A 15,925-nucleotide genomic window follows, 5' to 3' on the forward strand; every position below is an offset into this window, starting at 1 on the left:
GTTTGACGCATCGAGCGGGCCATCTCCTCAAGCACATCGCCTGCCCTCACTCCCAGCAAGGTGCGGTGCGCAGTCGTCGCCAGCAGATGACGTCGCAGCCGAGGGTGACGAACGCGTGGTGGATGTCGTCGCGGATCTCCCAGCGGGTACGCAGGCGGCGGAACCAGTGCAGCAGCGCGATCGCTCCTTCCACGACCCAGCGGTAGACGCCCAGGCCGGAGCCGTGCCCGGCGCCGCGCCGGGCGATGTGCGGGGTGATCTGGAACCGGCGAACCTTGTCCCGGTAGACCTCGTGGTCATAACCGCGGTCGGCGTAAAGGTGCTTGGGGCGGCGCAGTGGCCGGCCGCGCTTGCCGCGGATCGGCGGGACGGCCTGGATCAGCGGGATCAGTTGGGTGACGTCGTTGCGGTTGCCGCCGGTGGTGATCGTCGCGAGCGGGATGCCGTGTGCCTCGACGATCAGGGGGTGCTTGCTTCCGGTCTTGCCCCGGTCCACCGGGGACCGACCGGTAGCCGGCCCGCCCTTCATCGCGCGGAAGTGTTTGGAGTCGACCGCAGCCCGGGAGAAGTCCAGCAGGTCTGCGGCCCGCAGCTCGCAGAGCAGCAGCTCGTGCAGGCGCTGCCAGACCCCGGCCTCATTCCAGTCCCGCAGCCGTCGCCAGCAGGCCATCCCCGAGCCAAAACCCAGCTCCTGGGGCAGAAACTCCCAACGGATCCCGGTGTACAGCACGAACAGGATCCCGCACAGCACCTTGCGACTATCCAGACGCTTACGACCCGGACGCCGCGGATTGCGCGGGACGGCCGGCAGCAGCGGCTCGATGCGCGCCCACAACTCGTCTTCGATCTCCCAGGGCCTGGCAGCGGTCTTCCTGGTCTCGACTGCCGGCTTCCAGCACGGCGTCGTGCTCGTCCGCCCCGTCGGTGACCCGGCGCCCAAGGACGGCGGCCCAGAACGCCGCGGCACGTGCGGCGTCGGTGGCGTCGAACGAAGCGTCGAAGAAGGTGGTGCTCATGCGTTCGTGAGACATCCACAGAAGGGCTGGTCAAGGCGATGGCTGATGCCGCGCGGCATGGGAACCTCCAGCTCTCTCAGCCTTCGGGTCTCCTCCCGGCCGGGGCCCCGCTTCAAGGGGCGACCGCGTCCTCCATGGTCGGCCGGATGTCCAGGACCTGGTCCGCGCCGGTCGGTTCCGGCACCCGACGAAGGTGTGGCAGCGATGCCGCGTGCGACGTGGTCGGGTCCGGTCGGCTCTCGCCGTCGTTCACGGAACTCAGACCGGTGAGTTTGCCGTGACGGGACCGGTGGCTGCGACGGACGATGGAATTCCGGCGTCAGGAAGCGGGCAGCCCCGAGGACCCGCTCGCTCCTCGCCGTCGTCGTTCACCGGCGGATGCCTGGCGACCAGAGGCACAACGCTCTCGGACAGCCGCGCCTTCTGTGCCTCGGGGCGTCGGGGATGAGGCCGACTTCCCCGCGTACGACGACGGCCCCCGCGCTCGGCTTGTCCCCGTAGCCGATGAGGCCGACGCCCTTCACGCCGTGGCGGGCCGACGGTTCGGTGTGGTGCAGGGCGCCCCGGGTGTCGTAGTCCGGCAGTTCGCCCGTGAAGGCGCGCTCCGGCTTCACCGACTTCACGTGACACGCGCCTCACCAAGGGCCGGTCGGCTGTCGGCCCCGGCGTCAGGGCTTTCGTCGTCGCTTTCGCCGGTGGGCGGCTCGGCTCGCGGACCGCACGCCCGGCCCGAAAACCACCAGAACCATGTGATGCCCGTTCACCAGGGCGGACGGGAGGCTGAGTGCGTCGGTCAGGCCGAACCGGAACGGGTGCGGCCGACGATGCCCAGCCGAACAGCAGGAAACGGAGCACCACCATGGCAGGAGCAACCACGCGAGAGGCAGCGCCCACCTATGCGGTTCCTCTCCCGCAGTACGGGGTGGCGGCGCGGAAATACGTCACCGAGTTCATCGGCGCGTTCTTCCTGACGTTCGCGGTCGCGGTGGCCGCCTTGAGCGGCAGCACATTCGTGCCGCTGGCGGCGGGCGCCACCCTGATGGTCATGGTCTACGCCGGCGGGCACATCTCCGGCGGCCACTACAACCCGGCGGTGACGGTGGCGGCGCTGGTCCGCCGCCGGATCGGAGCCCGGGACGCGGCCGCGTACGTGGTCGCGCAGGTGGTCGCCGGCGTCGTCGCCGGGATCATCGCCCGCGCCGTGGTCAACCCCGCGACGGTCCGGACCCTGACGCTGTCCGGGCACACCGAGGCGGCCGCCGCCGTGGTCGAGCTGCTGGTCACCTTCGCGCTGTGCTACGTCGTGCTGAACGTGGCCACCAGCAAGGACCAGCCCGGCAACGGGTTCTACGGGCTCGCGATCGGGTTCACCGTGGCGGCCGGCGCCTTCGCCGTCGGCGGCATCTCCGGCGGTGTGTTCAACCCGGCGGTCGCGCTGGGCGGCGCCACAGCAGGGCTGTTCGGCTGGTCGACGATCTGGGTCTACCTCGTCGTCCAACTGGCCGCCGGCGTCGCGGCGGGGCTGGCGTTCCTGGCGCTCAACCCCGGCGACAAGTGACCGAGGACGCCCCTCTTTCCCCCCTTTCCACCCCCCTCTTTCCACCACCTACACGGAGGAGAAACGGTCCATGACCAGCATCCAGCCCAAGCCGACGACCAACGATGCCGGCATCCCGGTGGCCAGCGACGACCATTCGCTGACCGTCGGCCCCGACGGCCCCATCCTGCTGCAGGACCACTACCTGATCGAGCAGATGGCCAACTTCAACCGGGAGCGGATCCCGGAGCGGCAACCGCATGCCAAGGGAGCCGGCGCGTTCGGATACTTCGAGGTCACGAACGACGTCAGCGCCTACACCAAGGCCGCGGTGTTCCAGCCCGGCACCCGCACCGACACGCTCATCCGGTTCTCCACCGTGGCCGGGGAGCAGGGCAGCCCGGACACCTGGCGGGACCCGCGCGGGTTCTCGCTGAAGATGTACACCTCCGAGGGCAATCTCGACCTCGTAGGGAACAACACCCCGGTGTTCTTCATCCGCGACCCGCTGAAGTTCCAGCATTTCATCCGGTCCCAGAAGCGCCGCGCCGACAGCGGGCTGCGGGACAACGACATGCAGTGGGACTTCTGGACCCTGTCCCCGGAGTCGGCGCACATGGTGACCTGGCTGATGGGCGACCGGGGCATCCCGCGAACCTGGCGGCACATGAACGGGTACTCCAGTCACACCTACTCCTGGCTCAACGCCGACGGTGAGCTGTTCTGGGTCAAGTACCACTTCATCACCGACCAGGGCATCGAGTTCCTCACCCAGGCCGAGGCCGACGACCTGGCCGGCAAGGACGGCGACTACCACCGGCGTGACCTGTTCGAGGCGATCAAGCGCGGGGAGTACCCGAGCTGGACGCTGAAGGTGCAGATCATGCCGTTCGAGGACGCCAAGACCTACCGGTTCAACCCGTTCGACCTGACCAAGGTGTGGCCGCACGGCGACTACCCGCTGCACGAGGTGGGCCGGCTGACACTGGACCGCAACGTGAGCGACTTCCACACCGAGATGGAGCAGGCCGCGTTCGAACCGAACAACCAGGTGCCCGGCACCGGGCTGTCGCCGGACAAGATGCTGCTGGCCCGCGGGTTCTCCTACTCCGACGCGCACCGCGCCCGGCTCGGGGTCAACTACAAGCAGATCCCGGTGAACTCGGCGAAGGTCGAGGTGCGCTCGTACTCCAAGGACGGCGTGATGCGTGTCCGCAACGTCTCCGACCCGGTGTACGCGCCCAACTCCTACGGCGGCCCGCAGGCCGACCCGGTGGCGGCCGCGGAGGTGCACTGGTCCGCCGACGGCGACATGGTCCGGTCCGCCTACACGCTGCGCCGTGCCGACGACGACTGGGGACAGGCCCGCACCATGGTCCGCGAGGTGCTGGACGACGCCGGGCGCGACCGGCTGGTGTCCAACATCTCCGGCCACCTGCTGGGCGGCGTGTCCGAGCCGGTGCTCGAACGCGCCTTCCAGTATTGGAGGAACGTGGACCAGACCCTCGGCGAGAGGATCGAGAAGGCCGTCCGCGACGGGCAGCCCTGACCGGCGGCCCGAACCCGCCCATGGGCCTGGCGCCGACAGGCGCCGGGCCCCCTGACGTCCGGAGCAGCAGTCCGGCATGGAACGAGCCCAGACTCTGGGCGGAACGTTGACACCATGAACGATCCGACGACATCCGCGTGCTACGAGATCCGTGTGCACGGACATCTGAGCCAGACCTTCCTCGGCGCGTTTCCCGGCCTGCGCGCCGAGATCCAGGGAACCGAAACCCTGCTCACCGGAACGCTGCCCGACCGAGCCGCGCTGCACGGCGCGCTCGCCCAGATCGAAGCGCTCGGCCTGGAGCTGATCGAGCTCCGCCGCTGCGACGGCACGCCCGTGAGCGGCCGGGTCCGCGGCAGGCGCCGCCAGGCCCGAGACCCGCGCCAGGCCTGAGACCTGTCTCAGGAACTGCGCGAAGAGGGGGCAAGCAGACCCAGGGCCCTGGCTCGCCCCACGGCCTGGCTACGGCTGTGTGTGCCGAGCTTCCCGTACAGGTGCCGCATGTGTGTCCGCACGGTGTTCACCGACAGGGACAGCTCGTCGGCGATCTCCGGTGCCGGCAGGTTCGTGGGCAGGTAGCGCAGGACGCGGGTCTCACTGTGGGTCAGCGGCTCGCGCAGCCGGGCCGGTGCGCCGGCCGCCGGCTCCGCCTGTTTGCCGGCCAGGAGGTCGAGGATCTCGGAGATCATGGCGGCATGGGCGGTACCGCGCCGGGCGTGCCGCTCGAGCACTCCGGGTGCGGGGTGAAGGAGGAAGGGCAGCAGAGTGGCGTCGGGCTCGGCGAGATCGAGTGCCTGTTCCACGGTGTGCTCGGCGGCGGCCTGGTCGCCGAGCGCATCGCGTGCGATCGCCTCGAGCAGCAGGGCTTGAACCTGCCAGCCCCGGGGTTCCATGAGCGGGGCGGAGCCGTCGAGGACGGGCGCGAGCGCGGCGGTCGCCGCCAGCGGTTCGTCCCGGTCCAGCCGCAGCGCCGCCACGGCGACGCGTGTCTCCCCGGTTTCGAGCTCCCATGTGTCCATCTCGGCCAGGGCCTGTTCGACACGCTGCCCTTCGCCGAGCCGCACCCATGTGTGCAGCTGGAACGCCCGCGCCTTCGTGGCCAGCGGATGACGGGCCGCGACCAGACCGCTCACGTGCTCGGCCGAGCGGAGACCGGCCAGCGCGTCCTCGTCACGGCCACGGGCCAGATCCAGCAGCCCACGGCCGTAGTGCAGGATCAGGACGGTCACCGGATCGGCCTCCTGGCGCACCGTCCGTTCGGCCCGCTCCAGCCACGGCTCCGCCTCGTCGAGCCGTCCCCGCCAGAGCATGTGCAGGCCGAGCGCCACATGCGCGGCCGTGACGATCCGCTCGTCGGCCCAGCCGTGCCGGTGGGCCAGCTCCATGGCCTGCCGGCCGCGCTCTGCGGCCACGGCGAGCTTCCGGCTGAGCGCCACGACGGCCCAGTGCGCCAGCCCCAGGATCTCCAGATACGGCCGCTCGATCCGGTGGGCCAGTGCGACACCCCGCTCGAGGTGCCGGTCGGCGTCTTCGTACCGCTGGCACCAGGTCTCGGCGATGCCCAGGCTGATCAGCGCCAGGGCGCGCAACTCGGCCCCGCTTTCAAGCTCCACCGCGTCCAGGGCACCGGAGGCGAGCAGCCGCTGCGCTTCCTCGACCACGGCCGGCAGGTCGCCGCGCTGGCGAGCCAGCAGGAGCCGCACCACGGTGACCATCAGATCGACGTGCTCCCGCCGGTCTGCGGACACCGGCGCGGAGCCTCGGGCGGCCAGAGCCAGCCACCGCTCCGCCTCCGCCAGCGAGCCGTTCACGGCTTCGTCGAACGCGGCCAGTGTCGTGAGCTCCCCGTCGGCGGAGATCATCTCGGCGGGGAAGCCGGCCAGCAGCGCATGGGCCGTGGCGGCCTGTCCGTCCAGGCCGAGACCGATCCAGTGGTCCGAGAGCAGGCGGCCCGCCGGACCCCAGTCCCCCGCCGCCTGGGCGTGCCGGACGGCCTCCACCGGATGCCCGTGGTCCGCGTACCAGCCGGCCGCGGCGCGATGCACCGCGGGCACCTCGTCCGGAGCGGTACGTCGCAGTTCCAGCTGGAGCAGGTCCGCGAACATCGTGTGGTAGCGGAACCAGGACCGCGGCGCGTCCAGCGAGATGACGAACGCCCCGGCTTCCTCCAGGTCCTGCAAGGTCCGCTCCGCGCCGGAACTCCCCGTCAGGAGGTCGGCGAGCTCGCCGTTGACCCGTTCCAGCACGCTGGTCCGCAGCAGCAGTCGCCGGACCTCCGCGCTCTGCCGCTCCATCACCTCGGCCAGCAGGTAATCGGCCACCGTCCGCTCGCTGCCGGCGAATCCGGCCGCGAATCCCTCCGGGTCCGGATGCCCGGCCAGCGACAGAGCGGCCAGCCGCAGCCCCGCGGCCCATCCCTCGGTCCGCTCGTGCAGCCGCGCGAGGGTAGCCCCGGACAGGTCCACCCCGGCGCCCTGGAACAGCGCTTCCGCCTCTTCCAGGCTGAACCGCAGACCGTCCGCGCGGATCTCGGTGAGTTGCGCCTCCAGCCGCAGCCGGTGCAGGCCCAGGCGCAGATCCCGCCGGGTGGCGAGCACGAACCGCAGCTCCGGCGGCGCACGCAGCAGCAGCAGTTCCAGCTGGCGTTGCGCCTCCGTCGAGCGCAGCTCATGCAGGTCGTCGATGATCAGCCAGACAGGGTCCTCCAGCGGTGCCAGGTCGTTCAGCAGCCGCTCCACGATGGTCCATCCGTCCAGGTCCGGCGCCTCCGTCAGCGGCCGCACCAGGCCGGACGCGACGTCCGTGGCCCGAAGCGCGTCGCACACGGTGATCCAGAACCGTTGCGGGTCGCGCTCCTCGCGCTGCACCGAGACGGACGCGGCACGCTCCATCAGGCCTGTCTCGCGGATCCAGGACCGCAGCAGGAAGGTCTTTCCGCTGCCGGCCGGCGCCGACACCGTGGTGACGCGCGCCGCTCCGGCCAGCCGTGCGTACAGCGCGGGGCGGGAGACGATCCGTCCCTGGACAGCGGGGATCGTCCGAGCGTCGGCGCTCTGGGATCGGCCTGCAGTTCTCATGGCGGTCACTGTGAGGTGGGCAGGGGACGGTGCGCACTTCCGACCATCGCACAGGTCGGTGGTGAATTCGCTCCGGCGGGTCTCACGCCACCGAGGGGTGAGCACGTCTCAGAGCCCGGAACCGGTCACCTTCATGAGATCGCGTGCCCCGGCGCAGAGCAGCTCCACGGCCAGTTCGCGGCCGAGTCTCAGGGCTCCGGCAAGGGGGGACGAGGAGTCGAGCGGGGTGGCGCCGTGCGTGCGCAGCACCTGCCGTCCGTCGGCGCCGAAGACGGCTGCCCGCATCCGGAGCGGCAGCGTACCCTCCGCGTAGGCGCCGACCGGGGCACTGCACCCGGCCCCGAGCGCCTGGAGCAGGCCGCGCTCGGCGGTCACCGCGGCCAGGCCGGGCCGGCAGGTCAGGGCACCCAGCACGGCCGCGAGCTCGGGCTCGTCGGCGCGGCACTCCACGGCGAGGGCTCCCTGGCCGGGGGCCGGCAGCATGTCGTCCGGTTCGAAGACCTGGGTGACGGCGTCGGCCTGACCGATCCTGGCCAGCCCGGCACGGGCCAGCACCACTGCGTCGAGCTCGCCGGAGCTCACCTTGCCGAGCCGGGTGCCTGCGTTGCCGCGGATCGGCACGCACCGTAGGTCTCCGCGCAGGCGCAGCACCTGCGCGGCCCGTCGCGGCGAGCCGGTGCCGACCGTGGCGCCGGACGGCAGGTCGGCGAGCTTGGCACCGTCCCGTGCGACCAGCGCGTCCCGCGGGTCGTCGCGGGGCGGCACCGCCGCCAGTACGATGCCCGCCGAGAGCCCGGTCGGCAGGTCCTTCAGCGAATGCACGGCCAGGTCGGCGTCGCCGCCGAGCAGAGCCTCGCGCAGCGCGCCGACGAACACTCCGTTGCCGCCGATCCGGTGCAGTCGCGCCCGGCTGACGTCGCCCGGCGTCGTCACCCCGACGATCTCCACCGGTCGGCCGGTCAGCTCGGTGATCATGCCGGCCACCCGCCGGGACTGTGCCATGGCCATCGGGCTCCTGCGGCTGCCGAGCCGCAGCGTCTGCGCGTTCACGGGAGCTCCTCCTGCCCCGGGGCGGGTGCCCGGGTGACCGCCTGGACCGCGCGCGGATCGAGGTCGAACAGGACGCGCAGCGCCGCCGCGTAGTCCTCGCCGTTCGGTGAGCCGGCGAGTTCCTTCACCCGTACGGTCGGCTCGTGCAGGAGCTTGTCCACCACCCGCCGCATGGTCTGGGCCATCTCGTCAAGGACACGGCCGCTCGGCGCGTCGGGGGTCAGCCGGCCGGCCAGTCTGGCCAGTTCGGCGTCGACCACGCCGGCCGCCTTGGCGCGGAGTGCGACCACGAGGGGGGCGACCCGGGCGGCGTCGACCGCCGACCGGTAGGCGGCGAGTTCGCTCTCCAGGATCGCCCGCACCGCGGCGACCTCGTCGGTGCCGGCGCCGGTCCGATGCTCGCTGAGCGCGTCCATGCCGACCACCGTCACGCCCGGCAGGTCGGCCACGGCGGGCTCTACGTCGCGGGGCATCGCGAGGTCCAGGAACACCAGGCTGCCGCGGCGCTCGGCGGGCACCATGTCTGCGGTGATGACGGGCCCGGCCGCACCGGTGCAGCAGATCACGACGTCCGCCTCCGCCATGGTGGCGGGCAGGTCCCCCAGGCCTACGGCCCGGGCCACGGTCGCACCCGGGCGGGCGGCCAGCCGCTCCGCCTTCCGGCGGGTCCGGTTGGCCACCACGATCCCGGCCGCCCCGCTCCGGGCCGCGGCCGCCACCGCCAGCGCGCTCATCGACCCGGCCCCGAGCACCAGCACGTCCCGGCCCGCCAGGCCCCGCTCGCCCAGGCGCGGCGAGGCCAGTTCCACCGCCAGGCCCAGCAGGCCTGCCCCGGCGCGGCCGATCCCGGTCTCGGCCCGGGCTCGCTTGCCGGCCCGCAGCGCGACGCGGCCGAGGTCGCCCAGGACCCGTCCGACGGAGCCCTGCCGGGCGGCAAGCCTGATCGCCGCGCGCACCTGGCCGACGACCTGTTCCTCGCCCACCACCACCGAATCCAGCCCGCAGGCCACGGCCAGCAGGTGGCTGACGGCGCGGTCCTCGTAGTGCACATACAGATGGGGGGTCAGGTCGTCGAGGGCGACCCCGGAGTGCCGCGCCAGCAGCTCGCAGATCACCGCCACGCCGGCGTGAAATCTGTCGACGTCGGCATACACCTCGATCCGGTTGCACGTCGAGACGACGAACACCTCGGCCACGGGCTCGGCCTGCGCCACGTCATGGAGCAGCTTGCCGAGTGTGTCCCCGGTGACCGAGGCCCGCTCCAGGATCGCCATCGGCGCGCTCTTGTGGCTCAAGCCGACCGCCAGTACGCTCACCGCTCCTCCTCATGTCCGTCAGCCACCCCAGCCTCCGGCGCGCATTGGTGAACGCACATCGCCCGATCCTGGTGAAGTGCGCCGGCCGCTCCCGGAGCCGGCCGGTATCCGCGGGACGGACCGGAGCCGCTTCACGGACCAGGGGCGGTGTGCGTCAGAGGCTGAAGACGCGCTCGGCCTGGTCGCGGTGGATGGTGGCGCCTTCCAGGATGCGGCCCGCGGCCGGATCGACCTCGCCCGGATCGAGCGGCGCTGGGAGGACATCCTTCGGATCATCGGCTCCATCCACACCGGCGCCGTCCGCGCCTACGACGTCATCCGCATGCTCTCCCGGGACGGACGCCCCACCCCGTTCGGCGACGCGATCGCGCACTACGGGCGGATCGCGAAGACCCTGCACATCCTGCGCCTTGCCGACGAGCCGGGCTACCGCCGCCAGATCAAGGTGCAGGCCAATCTCCAGGAAGGTGGGCACGCGCTGGCACGGCAGATCTTCCACGGCCGCGCGGGGCAGCTCTACCAGCGCTACCAGGACGGAATGGAGGACCGGTGCGGCGCCCTTGGCCTCGTCCTCAACGCCCTGGTCCTGTTCAATACCCGGTACATGGACGCCGCCGTCGCCCAACTCCGCGCGGACGGCTTCGAGGTCCGTGATGAAGACGTCGCCCGCCTCTCCCCGTTCGTGCGGCACCACGTCAAAATGCTGGGCCGGTATTCCTTGAGCGGTCCGTCTCCAGCGTGACGCGGTCGCCGGTGACCAGGGTGACCCCCTGCCGGGAGACGATCGGCGAGCGGCCCGCTACGGTCTGCGCGGCGGCATCCGTTCGCCCGGTGTGCGGGCCGAAGTCCTGGGCGGCGCCGGGGATGGCGGTCAGAGCGGCCACGAGCGCCACGAGGGCGGCAGCCACCGCCGTGTGCCGAGGCCGGGGAGGGCGGACCCCGCGGCGCCACCTGTTGTTCATGTCTCTCATGGGAGGACAGCGTGGTGCCGTCAAGTGCCGAGGTCAGCACTTTGCCCTGTCCATCAGGCGCCAAGTCACCTTTACGCCAACCCCCATACTTCACAAAGAAGGCAGAGGTGGCCAGTTCGGCCATGCGGCGAGGGCGACGTTGTGTATGCGGGCGACAGCCTGGCCCGCACAGCGGAGGCCGTCGCCGTGCCAGCGGCAGTCACGAAGGAGCCCGCGGTTCTTCATCCGGCCGATCACGGCTCCATGCGAACGCAAACCTCGCCGTGCGCGGCATTGCCCTTTTCCTCACCCTTGAGCAGCGGCCGTCCGGGGCATTGGCGGTGCGGGACGACGGGTCCGGTGTTGACGCAGGCGTCGTCGCCGGGCACGGTGACGCCCTGACCCGGCCCGGCCAGGCCCGAGTCCCGCCGGGCCTTCGCATCGGCGGTCGCGTCCGGCACCGGACGGGCCGCAGCCACCACCAGGCGCGTCTCCGCGTCCACGAACGCGATCTTGATCCAGGAGAGCCTGCTCGAATGGACCTGACAGGTCCGGCGGGTGTGCCCCCGCCATGACCTCGGCGTCCACGGCTTGGGGCGGGACGGTGCGGCCGCGTGGTGGTGCGCCGGCGATGGCGGACACATGCCGGCGCCGGTCGGTGAACTCGCGCACTCTCGGCCCCAGTCGCCCCCGGTACGGCTGGCCGGGGGGGTGTTTTCGTTTCGATCACTACCCGACGAGCACCCGGCCCTTCCACCAAGGCCGCTTCCTCTACCCACGACTCCGGCGATCACCGTGGTCAGCCTCCTGCTGTTCTGTCGGCTGTGCTGGACCGTGCGCCGCTGCCACTGAGCTGCCACTGGTGCTCTTCGCGGCCACCCTCGCCCTGCTGCTGGGGTGCCTCGAGCCCGATCTCGTCGTCTCGTCGAAGTCACGCTTCCTGGTCCCGGCGTCCCCGTGCTCGTCCCTCGACCCGTGCGCTCGTACGTGCCTGGCGCGCGAGGGCCGCCCAGACCGTACTGGTCGGCGGTTCCCGGCCGCCGTATCCCTGCCGTACGGGACTCACCCGACGAGCTGCGCCCACTCCGCACCCACACCATCCAGGTCAGGCCGGAAGCGGAACGCATCATTCCGTGACATCCGTCACAGCGGGTCCAGGACCTAGGCGTGCTGGATAGTAGAGACCGCTCTGACGACATATGAGATTTGTCCGGCTTGGGACGCGTACGCGTCGCGCCTGGATTCGCGGCTTTCCGTGCGCGAACTGCCTTCATCCATTCTGCGCACGCGTACGGACTCTGACGGACCGACAGCACTCCGCAGAAGGCTGCGGAAACCGGACCAGCGCGCCCACGCCCATGACGAGGTCCGACCGAACCTACGAAGCCGGCTAGTACTGAAGCCCTTTGCGCTCGCTGTGAAGGCGTCCCAAGAATGACGACCCGCAGGACACCGCCGCAGCTCGGGAGCGGATCACACATGGGCAAGCATCGCAAGAACACGCACTACCGGCGGATAGTCGTCGCCGCCGTCGCCGTGGGCACTATCGGCATACCGTCCGCCGCCCTGGCCTGCACCGACTGGCCCAACAGCAGCGGACAGCGGTCCAGCAGCGCCGAGAACAGCGCAACGAAGGACCCGTGGAACAAGAAGGACTGGTGGAACGACGCGAACTGGGGCCGCCCCTGGAACGCCGACCAGGCCGGCAAGCCGTCATGGACGGCATCGGCGGCACCGCGCGCCACAAGGACTCCGCGCGCCTCCACCAGCATCACGAAAACTCCGCACACCCCTGCGAGCGCCGGGAAGACCACCGCGCCTAGGCCGAAGGCCACCGCTCCGAGGCCGAACGCCACAGCGCCCTGGCGGACCGCACGAACCACCGCTCCCAAGCCCACCACCACCCGGTCGCCCAGCACCCCGAACACCACCACCGCCGCTTCCGCGGCCCCAAAGCCGTCCAGCACCCCGAAGGCCACCGGCACCGCGTCCGGAGTCGTCGCTCGCATCGTGGAACTCGTCAATGCCGAACGCAGCAAGGTCGGCTGTTCGGCCCTGACCCTGAACACGACCCTGACCAAGGTGGCACAGGCACACAGTGAGGACATGGCGCTTCACCAGACCATGTCGCACTCCGGCTCCGACGGCTCCTCCCCCGGAGACCGGATCACCGGTGCCGGGTACACCTGGGGCGCCTACGGCGAGAACGTGGCCTACGGTTACGGCTCTCCCGAGCAGGTCATGGCGGGCTGGATGGCCAGCCCCGGCCACAAGGCCAACATCCTCAACTGCACGTTCAAGGAGATCGGCGTCGGTCTCGCACAGCCCAACAGCTACTGGACCCAGGACTTCGGCACCCCCCGTTGAGCGGGATCCGTCGCCCGGGACGGTGTGCGCCGTCTTCATCACGGAGCCTTCGGTCTCGAAGCCGACCTTGGGCCACGTGGTGAGGGAAGTGACCATCGTTGGAACAGTCGCACAGCTCGGCGTAGCCACGGTATCGAGGTGATCGTATGGACACCGGTGCCGACGAGCGTGCATGGCACGATACCCAAGTGCTCCGCCGCGGACTGCGAGGTGACCGGCCCCGAAATGCGCGCAGCCCACGCCGTCCACCCGATCACCGCGCTGCAGTCCGAGTGGTCGCTCTTCAGCCGCGACGCCGAGACATCAGCGGTCCCCGCGGCCGCGGGAACTCGGCGTGGCGTTCGTCGCGTACTCCGCCCCTCGGCCGTGGCCTGCTCAGCGGCGCGCTCCCCGACAGCAGTGAACTGAGCGCGGCCGACACCCTTTGACGTTGCCCCGGTTCACCGGCGAGCACGCCCACACCAAACCCACGCGCTCCTCAAGACCCTCCGCACGGGCCACGCCGCCCCCCCGCACAGATCGCGCTGGCCTGGTTGCACCAACAGTCCCGCGTCCACGGCCTCACCGTCCTGCCCACACCCGGCTCCCTCAGACCCGCCCGTCTGCGGGAGAACGCCGGAGCAGCGGGCGCTCGCCCTGTCCGCGGCCGAACTCACCGCGCTCGAACCGCTGGCCGCTCAGGTCGCCGGCACCCGCTACACGGACATGAGCAGCACGGCGGCAACCCGCGAGTGACCCGCGGGCCCCGGCGGGGCTGCTCGTCCGGGCTGCCGGCCATGGCGGGTCGGTGATGCGCAGAGCCAGAACGATGACGGCGGCGAGACCTCCTCAGCGTGTACACGGACACGCTGGACATGACGGTCCTGATACCGGCGGAGGACGTCGCTGCGGCCCTGGCGTGAGGGTTCGCGGGCCCGGGCTGACCCAGGGCACCTGAGGGTGGAGCAATGCGGCATCCCCGCCGGTGACGAGAACAGCTGTCATTCGCCGAGCGCCTTGCGCGAACCGGGCTTCGACGCGTCGGCCCACACCGACGGCAACTCCCCTTCGCACTCGGCGGCCACGGCTTGCTCCTGACCGTACATCAGGCCCCAGGTGAAGCCTGCCTCTCCCGCCGTCTGCGCGGCCACGGCCAGATCCCGCAGGGCGTCCCGGGCCACGACGCTGTCCTGGTGTTCCCCGAGCACCTTCTGTACGGCTTTCACCCGCTTCCCCAGCCGCTTCGCGGGCTTGCCCAGCGAGGCGCGCGCCGGTTCGGTGGCGTAGCGCGTCTTCTTGGCGGCCTTGCGGGCTTCGTGGAGCGCCACGTCGCGTTCCCTGCCCGGGGACAGCTCCAGCGCGTGTGCCACCCGGCCGGCGAGCCGGTCGTACTCCTTGAGGACCGCCTTGGCCAGCGTCTTCTTCGGCGTGCTGCCGGCCTTGCGGCGCAGCGGGGGTCGCTCCGTGAGCCCGGCCAGGGAGTTCAGCAGCGCCAGGTAGCGCGGGGAGTCGAGGGCGTCGAGGGTGCGACGGCGCGCCTCGGCGGCGCCGGCGATGTTCCAGGCCTTCAGCCGGGCGACGACGGGCCCGAGGACCAGTTCCCGGGGCGAGTCCTCGACGCGGGATTCGAGCCGCTTCATGAGGACCTCCTGGTCCCGCGCCGCGCCCAGCTCCCCGCCGAGCCACCTGAGCTCGTCGCGGATCGGATCGGTGACCTCACGGTCGAGCACCGCCCGGTAGGAACGCAGGGTGCTGCGAAGCCGACGGGTGGTGACGCGCATCTGGTGCACCGAGTCCGGCACATCGCGGCGCACCCCGGGATCGAGGTTCACGAGGGTGCGCACCTGCTCGTCCAGGTACCTGAGGACCTCGTCACCGGCCGAGCCGGGTACGACGTTCTCGGCGCGCGCGTCCGGCAGGCGCGGCGAGCCCACTCCCGTCTCCTCCAGGGCCCGGGCCAGTTTCGAGGGGCTGTGCGTACGGTCGATGCCGTTCTTGTGCAGCGTCTTGTCCACGACGTCCAGCAGTGCTGGATCGGTGTCCTCGGCGAGTTCGACCTCCATCTCGGTCCAGGCGGCCCGGGTGGTCCTGGCGCCGAGGGAGTCGGCGCGGACGCTGTCGAGGGTCAGCTCGGCCAGCACCGCTCCGTGGTCGTCGACGAGGTGCCGTGTACTGCGGGTGGACCGGATACGGACGACCGGGGTCAACTCCGCGCCTCGGGTGCGGGAGAGGACCAGGTCCCGCAGGGCGTCCGGAACCGTGTCCGACAGCGGGGCCTGCACCTCCTCCCGGCTGTCTCCGGACAGGGGCAGCTTGAGGTGCCAGCCGGCGTCGTCCCCGCCGATCCGTCGCCGCAACACGGCCCTCGCGCCGGCGAGACGCAGATCCTCGGTGTCGTAGTACACGGCATCCAGTTCGTCGGTGCCCCGCTCCTCGACCGCCACGGTGCCGGCCACGCCGGTGAGCTCCGGCAGCCACGAGGTGTCATCGGCCGACGGAGCATCGTACTTTCGCTCTGTCTCACGCATTGACTGGGTCATGCGGTTCGCGTACACATCTCGACGCGACTCAAACAAGGTCAGGCCACATCCGTACGGCTCGCGGACAGGCCGGGTCTGCGACACCACCCTCTGCGCCCGCAGGCCCGGTACCGAGCCACTGCACACCGGCCGCTGCCCGAGGGGGCGTGCAGCAGACGTCACGCCGGCTCGCCGGACGCCACCGCGCCCCGGCCCCCTCCGGCAGGTCGAGGCTGCCACGCAGGTCACCGACTTCAGCAGGACGGCGGCGACGAGCGCGAGTACGGCCGCCTCGGCCGACACGAGGAAGACCTGTGCCGTCGCATCGCCGTACGCCACGCGGATGATCTCCTGCGCCGCGGGAGACCGAGTGTCGGCACCCGCTGTACCGGCGTCGGCCAGGCCGTACGTGACCTGGTTCTGGACATGGCGGCGAGTACGGCGCCGAGGACCGAGACGCCGATCGTGCCGCCCAGGCGCCGTTGCCGACTGACCCGCAGCCCGGCCGGCACGGCCGCGGCATCCCACCGTCCGGGCCGGCGTCGGCGTCGGCGTACGGCAGGAG

Annotated in this window: 12 protein-coding genes and 1 pseudogene; 5 read left to right on the forward strand and 8 right to left on the reverse strand. The window is 71.3% G+C overall.

What is annotated here, in order from left to right; all coding sequences use genetic code 11:
- Positions 1 to 46 precede the first annotated feature (46 nt).
- The 3 genes from ACZ7OO_RS39700 to ACZ7OO_RS39710 form a co-directional block, all read right to left on the reverse strand.
- Positions 47 to 847, reverse strand: a complete 801-nt coding sequence (locus ACZ7OO_RS39700; RefSeq protein ID WP_471512325.1) for an IS5 family transposase — start codon at positions 845 to 847, stop codon at positions 47 to 49.
- Positions 771 to 1,016, reverse strand: coding sequence for a hypothetical protein (locus ACZ7OO_RS39705; protein ID WP_471512326.1), 246 nt, complete (start codon positions 1,014 to 1,016; stop codon positions 771 to 773). Before ACZ7OO_RS39705 ends, ACZ7OO_RS39700 begins: the two co-directional genes overlap by 77 nt.
- 368 nt (positions 1,017 to 1,384) lie before the next feature.
- Complete coding sequence (locus ACZ7OO_RS39710; protein ID WP_471512276.1) at positions 1,385 to 1,639, reverse strand: hypothetical protein; 255 nt, start codon at positions 1,637 to 1,639, stop codon at positions 1,385 to 1,387.
- Between the two features lie 236 nt (positions 1,640 to 1,875).
- Between ACZ7OO_RS39710 and ACZ7OO_RS39715 the strand changes: the two genes are divergently transcribed.
- From ACZ7OO_RS39715 to ACZ7OO_RS39725, 3 genes are all read left to right on the forward strand, one after another.
- Positions 1,876 to 2,574: an aquaporin gene (locus tag ACZ7OO_RS39715; protein WP_471512277.1), complete on the forward strand. Its 699-nt coding sequence runs from the start codon at positions 1,876 to 1,878 to the stop codon at positions 2,572 to 2,574.
- A 70-nt stretch (positions 2,575 to 2,644) separates the two neighbouring features.
- The gene (locus ACZ7OO_RS39720) at positions 2,645 to 4,102 is read left to right on the forward strand and encodes a catalase (RefSeq protein WP_471512278.1); all 1,458 of its coding nucleotides are present in this window, start codon (positions 2,645 to 2,647) and stop codon (positions 4,100 to 4,102) included.
- A 114-nt stretch (positions 4,103 to 4,216) separates the two neighbouring features.
- Positions 4,217 to 4,495 (forward strand): hypothetical protein, encoded by a 279-nt coding sequence (locus ACZ7OO_RS39725; protein WP_471512279.1) that lies wholly within the window; start codon positions 4,217 to 4,219, stop codon positions 4,493 to 4,495.
- Positions 4,496 to 4,503: 8 nt separating this feature from the next.
- On the opposite strand, the gene ACZ7OO_RS39730 is transcribed toward ACZ7OO_RS39725, so the two are convergent.
- The 3 genes from ACZ7OO_RS39730 to ACZ7OO_RS39740 all read right to left on the reverse strand — a co-directional run bounded on the left by ACZ7OO_RS39730 (position 4,504) and on the right by ACZ7OO_RS39740 (position 9,545).
- A complete protein-coding gene (locus ACZ7OO_RS39730; RefSeq protein WP_471512280.1) occupies positions 4,504 to 7,179 on the reverse strand; it encodes a winged helix-turn-helix domain-containing protein in 2,676 nt (891 codons plus the stop codon).
- 108 nt (positions 7,180 to 7,287) lie between these two features.
- Positions 7,288 to 8,229 (reverse strand): hydroxymethylbilane synthase, encoded by a 942-nt coding sequence (gene hemC, locus ACZ7OO_RS39735; RefSeq protein ID WP_471512281.1) that lies wholly within the window; start codon positions 8,227 to 8,229, stop codon positions 7,288 to 7,290.
- Positions 8,226 to 9,545, reverse strand: a complete 1,320-nt coding sequence (locus ACZ7OO_RS39740; protein ID WP_471512282.1) for a glutamyl-tRNA reductase — start codon at positions 9,543 to 9,545, stop codon at positions 8,226 to 8,228. The genes hemC and ACZ7OO_RS39740 overlap by 4 nt, the downstream gene beginning before the upstream one ends.
- 190 nt (positions 9,546 to 9,735) lie before the next feature.
- Here ACZ7OO_RS39740 and ACZ7OO_RS39745 point away from each other — a divergent pair.
- A pseudogene (locus tag ACZ7OO_RS39745) lies at positions 9,736 to 10,287 on the forward strand (Tn3 family transposase); the annotation flags it as partial.
- Between the two features lie 462 nt (positions 10,288 to 10,749).
- On the opposite strand, the gene ACZ7OO_RS39750 reads toward ACZ7OO_RS39745, so the two are convergent.
- Positions 10,750 to 10,998 carry a hypothetical protein gene (locus tag ACZ7OO_RS39750; RefSeq protein WP_471512283.1) on the reverse strand — a complete coding sequence of 83 codons (249 nt, stop codon included), beginning with the start codon at positions 10,996 to 10,998 and terminating at the stop codon, positions 10,750 to 10,752.
- 976 nt (positions 10,999 to 11,974) lie between these two features.
- Between ACZ7OO_RS39750 and ACZ7OO_RS39755 the strand changes: the two genes are divergently transcribed.
- Entirely contained in the window at positions 11,975 to 12,862 is an 888-nt protein-coding gene (locus tag ACZ7OO_RS39755; RefSeq protein WP_471512284.1) for a CAP domain-containing protein, read from the forward strand.
- Between the two features lie 980 nt (positions 12,863 to 13,842).
- On the opposite strand, the gene ACZ7OO_RS39760 is transcribed toward ACZ7OO_RS39755, so the two are convergent.
- Entirely contained in the window at positions 13,843 to 15,381 is a 1,539-nt protein-coding gene (locus tag ACZ7OO_RS39760) for a CYTH and CHAD domain-containing protein (RefSeq protein ID WP_471512285.1), read from the reverse strand.
- Positions 15,382 to 15,925 lie beyond the last annotated feature (544 nt).

The sequence above is a fragment of the Streptomyces sp. NPDC111744 genome, assembly GCF_055634995.1.

What these genes read in the sequence shown, in the direction of transcription:
- ACZ7OO_RS39705 (WP_471512326.1), bottom strand. Translation starts at nt 1,016, where the DNA reads ATGAGCACCACCTTCTTCGACGCTTCGTTCGACGCCACCGACGCCGCA.
- ACZ7OO_RS39715 (WP_471512277.1), top strand. Translation starts at nt 1,876, where the DNA reads ATGGCAGGAGCAACCACGCGAGAGGCAGCGCCCACCTATGCGGTTCCT.
- ACZ7OO_RS39720 (WP_471512278.1), top strand. Translation starts at nt 2,645, where the DNA reads ATGACCAGCATCCAGCCCAAGCCGACGACCAACGATGCCGGCATCCCG.
- ACZ7OO_RS39725 (WP_471512279.1), top strand. Translation starts at nt 4,217, where the DNA reads ATGAACGATCCGACGACATCCGCGTGCTACGAGATCCGTGTGCACGGA.
- ACZ7OO_RS39730 (WP_471512280.1), bottom strand. Translation starts at nt 7,179, where the DNA reads ATGAGAACTGCAGGCCGATCCCAGAGCGCCGACGCTCGGACGATCCCC.
- ACZ7OO_RS39755 (WP_471512284.1), top strand. Translation starts at nt 11,975, where the DNA reads ATGGGCAAGCATCGCAAGAACACGCACTACCGGCGGATAGTCGTCGCC.
- ACZ7OO_RS39760 (WP_471512285.1), bottom strand. Translation starts at nt 15,381, where the DNA reads ATGACCCAGTCAATGCGTGAGACAGAGCGAAAGTACGATGCTCCGTCG.